The organism is Sphingopyxis sp., from assembly GCF_036402335.1.
GTDB lineage: Bacteria > Pseudomonadota > Alphaproteobacteria > Sphingomonadales > Sphingomonadaceae > Sphingopyxis.
This window is the reverse complement of sequence record NZ_DASWTD010000536.1, coordinates 1-4,308: the sequence shown is the minus strand read 5'-3', so window position 1 is coordinate 4,308 and position 4,308 is coordinate 1. Positions and strand designations below refer to the sequence as shown.

The 4,308-nt window shown below is 65.3% G+C and carries 4 protein-coding genes and 1 pseudogene; 4 read left to right on the top strand and 1 reads right to left on the bottom strand.

Features of this window, described 5'->3' with window-relative positions:
• A pseudogene (locus VGD20_RS17570) lies at positions 1 to 245 on the bottom strand (ribonuclease D); the annotation flags it as partial.
• A gap of 120 nt (positions 246 to 365) precedes the next feature.
• On the opposite strand from VGD20_RS17570, the gene VGD20_RS17565 reads away from it, so the two are divergent.
• The 4 genes from VGD20_RS17565 to VGD20_RS17550 all read left to right on the top strand — a co-directional run.
• Entirely contained in the window at positions 366 to 695 is a 330-nt protein-coding gene (locus VGD20_RS17565) for a hypothetical protein (RefSeq protein ID WP_331135671.1), read from the top strand.
• Positions 695 to 2,206: an FAD-binding protein gene (locus VGD20_RS17560; RefSeq protein ID WP_331135670.1), complete on the top strand. Its 1,512-nt coding sequence runs from the start codon at positions 695 to 697 to the stop codon at positions 2,204 to 2,206. Before VGD20_RS17565 ends, VGD20_RS17560 begins: the two co-directional genes overlap by 1 nt.
• Positions 2,207 to 2,334: 128 nt before the next feature.
• Complete coding sequence (aspS, locus tag VGD20_RS17555; protein WP_331135669.1) at positions 2,335 to 4,125, top strand: aspartate--tRNA ligase; 1,791 nt, start codon at positions 2,335 to 2,337, stop codon at positions 4,123 to 4,125.
• Positions 4,126 to 4,128: 3 nt separating this feature from the next.
• Positions 4,129 to 4,308, top strand: a 180-nt coding sequence (locus tag VGD20_RS17550; protein ID WP_414714593.1) for an alpha/beta fold hydrolase, incomplete at its 3' end; no start/stop codon positions are given.

Genomic DNA, 4,308 nt, shown 5'->3' with positions numbered 1-4,308 from the left:
AAGACTTTCAGCATATCTTCATTGGCGACGAGCAGGTCGAGCAGGGGCTTCAAATCGATTCCGGGCGCCATCGGGTCGATCGCTGCGGCATGGTCGCGGTCGGCCACCTGGATCAGGCAAAGCTCTGGCCAGAAAGTGTTTTCGCGCATGAATTCGGTATCGACCGCGATGAAATCGCTGCCCTGAATCAGGTCGCAGAATTCGACGAGCGCGGCGTTGGTTTCGATCAACGGATGGACTTGCATAGCGGGCCTATACAGCTAGTTGAGGGGAACGGGCAGGAAAAATTGCCCATAATCGCGCATAGCTCTTCGGGTCGCAGAGCCGGAACACCGGCCGGGGATAAAGACGAAGGGATTTGGGGCATGATGTGGCTCGGTTGGGCGCTCGCCGCGCTCGGTTTTGCGTTGCTTGTCGGGCAATATGCCGCGGGGCAGGCGGATATTTTCGTGTCGATCGCCAACCCGCGGCCGCTCGACGAGGAATCGATGGTCGTGACGCTGAAGGGCTGGGGCTTCGCGAGCGCGGCCGCGCAGCCATTTGTCACGCCCGAATCCGATCACGGCCTGTGCGATGTCCGCATGTTCGCGACGCGGCGGCAGATGCTCGTGGCGATCGCAACCTTCGGTTTTCTGCGGCCGGTCACCGTCGCGTGGCGCGCCCATGCGGGCATCCTGCCGCTGGGAGACGCGTGATGCCGATCGTCAAGCTCGGCGACGACGGCCGCTGGACCAATTATCACGGGACCGGAACCAGCGAGGCGGCGACGCGCTTCGCCTTGCGCAGCGGCGACGCCGAGCGCGGTCGCGACGAGATCGCCATCGCAGCAAAGGCCGTGCAGGGCTGGCTTGGGCAGGCGCAGGACGCCAACCGGCGTGTCCGCCCGCTCGGCGCGGGCTGGTCGCCATCGAACGTCAACATCGTTTCGCAAAGCTGGCTGCTTCACACGCGACGCTTCAACCGCTGCTTTCGCATCGCCCCCGACGATGTTCGCCCGGGTATCGACGCGGGCGCCCTGATGCTGGTCGAGGCAGGAGCGCTCGTCGACGAGGTGTCGGACAAGTTCGAGGAGCAGGGGCGCTCGCTGTGGACCAGCGGCGCGGGCAACGGCCAGACCTTCGCGGGCGCCTGCGCGACGGGCACGCACGGCTCGATGATCGCGCGCGGCGGAATTCAGGATCATATTCGCGCAGTCCAGATCGTCACGCCCATCGGCATCCACTGGATCGAGCCGGCAGCTGGCGCGATGAGCGACGCCTTTATCGCGGCCACGGGCGCAACGCCGCTCCGCGACGACGAGCTTTTCGCCGCAGCGCAGCTTCCGGTCGGCTCACTCGGCATCGTCACCGCGCTCGTCGTCGACAGTGTCCCGAAATTCCTCGTCCGTCCGATCCAGAATTTGCGCAAGGTCGAACGCGCCGCGCTCGATTGGCTCGCCGCCGGCGATTTCCGCCGCTTTTCGGCTGCCTATGCGCTCGATCGGGATCCCGATTTCGTGCAGATGATCGTCAATCCCTACAAGCCGTTCAAACGTCCGGCGATGCTGCGCTTCCTCTATAGCGAGCCGTGGCGTCCGGATTATCCGCGCGCCACGCCGGGCCAGCTCGGTGCGGGCTATGATGCGCTCAGCCTGCTCGGGCGGTTGCTCGACGACTATCCGTGGGCGCGGGGTTCCCTGCTGCAATTCGCGATGAAGCAGGGCTATGCGAGCGGTCCCGACGTCGATGCGCCGCCGGTCTACGGCAGTTGGGGCGAGGGGCTCGATACGCACCGTCCGCTCGCCGACCTGTTCAATGCGTCGGTCACGATCGACCGTGCCGACCTCGCGCGCGCCTTCGAGCGCATCTGCGCGGTTTACGCGCGCCACGGCGGTTCGACCGTCGTCACCGTGCGCTTCATGGAGCGTGCGCAGGGACTGCTGGCGCCCGCGCGTTTCCCGCACAATGCGGTGATCGATTTCGACGGCCCGCGCAGCCAGCGCACCGCCGATGCCTATGCGCGCGTCGTCGAATGCCTTGACGCGGAGGGGATCGCCTTCACGCGGCACTGGGCGAAAAGCTGCCGCCTCGACGCGGCGCGCGTCGCCGCCGACTATGGCGAGGATTTCCGGCGATGGCGCGCGGCACGCGACCGGCTGCTCCCCGATCGCGCCCATCGCGCGCTGTTCGGCAGCGAGGTGCTCGACGGGCTGGGGCTGACCCGCTGAATGCACGTCGCCCCCGCGAAGGCGGGGGCGACGTGTAGAAGTCTTGACAAATGGCGCGCCGACCTGCCTTAGGCGCGGCCATAAATCACGTTAAACGTGATTATTCCAATCATTGAAAGACGATCACAATGCACGCCTATCGTTCCCACACTTGCGCCGACCTTCGCGCCGCCAACGTCGGTGAGGAAGTCCGTCTCTCGGGCTGGGTGCACCGCACGCGCGAGCATGCGAATGTGCTCTTCGTCGATCTTCGCGACCATTATGGGATTACCCAGATCGTGGTCGAAACCGGCTCGGACCTCTATCCCACCGTCAACGCGCTCGGCCCCGAGTCCGTTCTGACCTTCACCGGCAAGGTCGCGGCGCGGTCGCCCGAAACGCTCAACCCGAAGCTGGCAACGGGCGAGATCGAAATCTATCCGAGCGCGGTGACCGTGCAGTCGGCCGCCGAGCGCCTGCCGCTGCCGGTGTTCGGCGACACCGACTATCCCGAGGAAATCCGCCTCACCAACCGTTTCCTCGATCTGCGCCGCGAGCGGCTACACAAGAATATCGTGCTGCGTTCGAACGTGATCTCGTCGCTGCGCCGCCGGATGATCGACCAGGGCTTCACCGAGTTCCAGACGCCGATCCTGACCGCGAGCAGCCCCGAGGGCGCGCGCGACTATCTGGTGCCCAGCCGCGTCCACCCCGGCAAATTCTATGCGCTGCCGCAGGCGCCGCAGATGTTCAAGCAGCTGCTGATGGTCGCGGGCTTCGACCGCTATTTCCAGATCGCGCCCTGCTTCCGCGACGAGGATGCGCGCGCCGACCGGTCGCCGGGTGAATTCTACCAGCTCGATTTCGAGATGAGCTTCGTCACGCAGGACGACGTGTTCGCCGCCATCGAACCCGTGCTGCATGGCGTGTTCGAGGAGTTCGCCGATTTCGACGGCAAGGGCCGCACCGTCTCGCCGCTGCCGTTCCAGCGCATTCCGTACCGCGAATCGATGCTGAAATATGGCAGCGACAAGCCCGATCTCCGCAACCCGCTGCTCGTCCATGACGTCGGCGACTTCTTCAAGGGCTCGGGCTTCGGCCGCTTCGCGACGATGGTCGAGGAAGGCCAGGTCGTGCGCGCCGTCGCCGCTCCCGAAACGCACGAGAAGAGCCGCAAATTCTTCGACGAGATGAACAGCTGGGCACAGTCGGAAGGCTTCCCGGGGCTCGGCTATGCGACGCAGAAGGACGGCGTGTTCGGCGGCCCGATCGCCAACAACCACGGCCAGGACGGCATGAAGGCGATCGCCGATGCGATGGGCCTCGGCCCGAACGATGGCATCTTCTTCGCCGCAGGTGTCGAGGCGAAGGCAGCGAAGCTCGCGGGCCTCGCGCGCACGCGTGTCGCCGACCAGCTCGACCTGATCGACAAGAGCCGTTTCGAATTCTGCTGGATCGTCGACTTCCCGATGTTCGAGGCCGACGAGGACACCGGCAAGATCGATTTCAGCCACAATCCCTTCTCGATGCCGCAGGGCGAGATGGACGCGCTGACGAATAAGGACCCGCTCGATATCCTCGCCTATCAATATGACATCGTCTGCAACGGCGTCGAACTGTCGTCGGGCGCGATCCGGAACCACCGCCCGGACATCATGTACAAGGCGTTCGAGATTGCGGGCTACAGTCAGGCCGATGTCGACACCAATTTCGCGGGCATGATCAATGCCTTCAAGTTCGGTGCGCCGCCCCACGGCGGATCGGCGCCGGGGGTCGATCGCATCGTGATGCTGCTCGCCGACGAGCCGAACATCCGCGAGGTGATCGTTTTCCCGATGACCCAGAAGGCCGAGGACCTGATGATGGGCGCGCCCGCGCCGGTCAGTGAAAAACAGCTGAAGGAACTCAGCATCCGGCTCGTCGACGGCCCGAAGAGCTAAGGCATGAGTGAACCCCGGCAGCACCGGCAGGAAACGCCGGAGGGCGATATCTGCTGGTTCGAATGGGGTGAGCGCGCGCAGGGGCCGTCGCTGCTCCTGCTCCACGCGACGGGCTTTCACGCCCGCCTCTGGGACCAGGTCGTCGCGGCGCTTCCCGCGGGTACGCACGTCATCGCGCCCGAC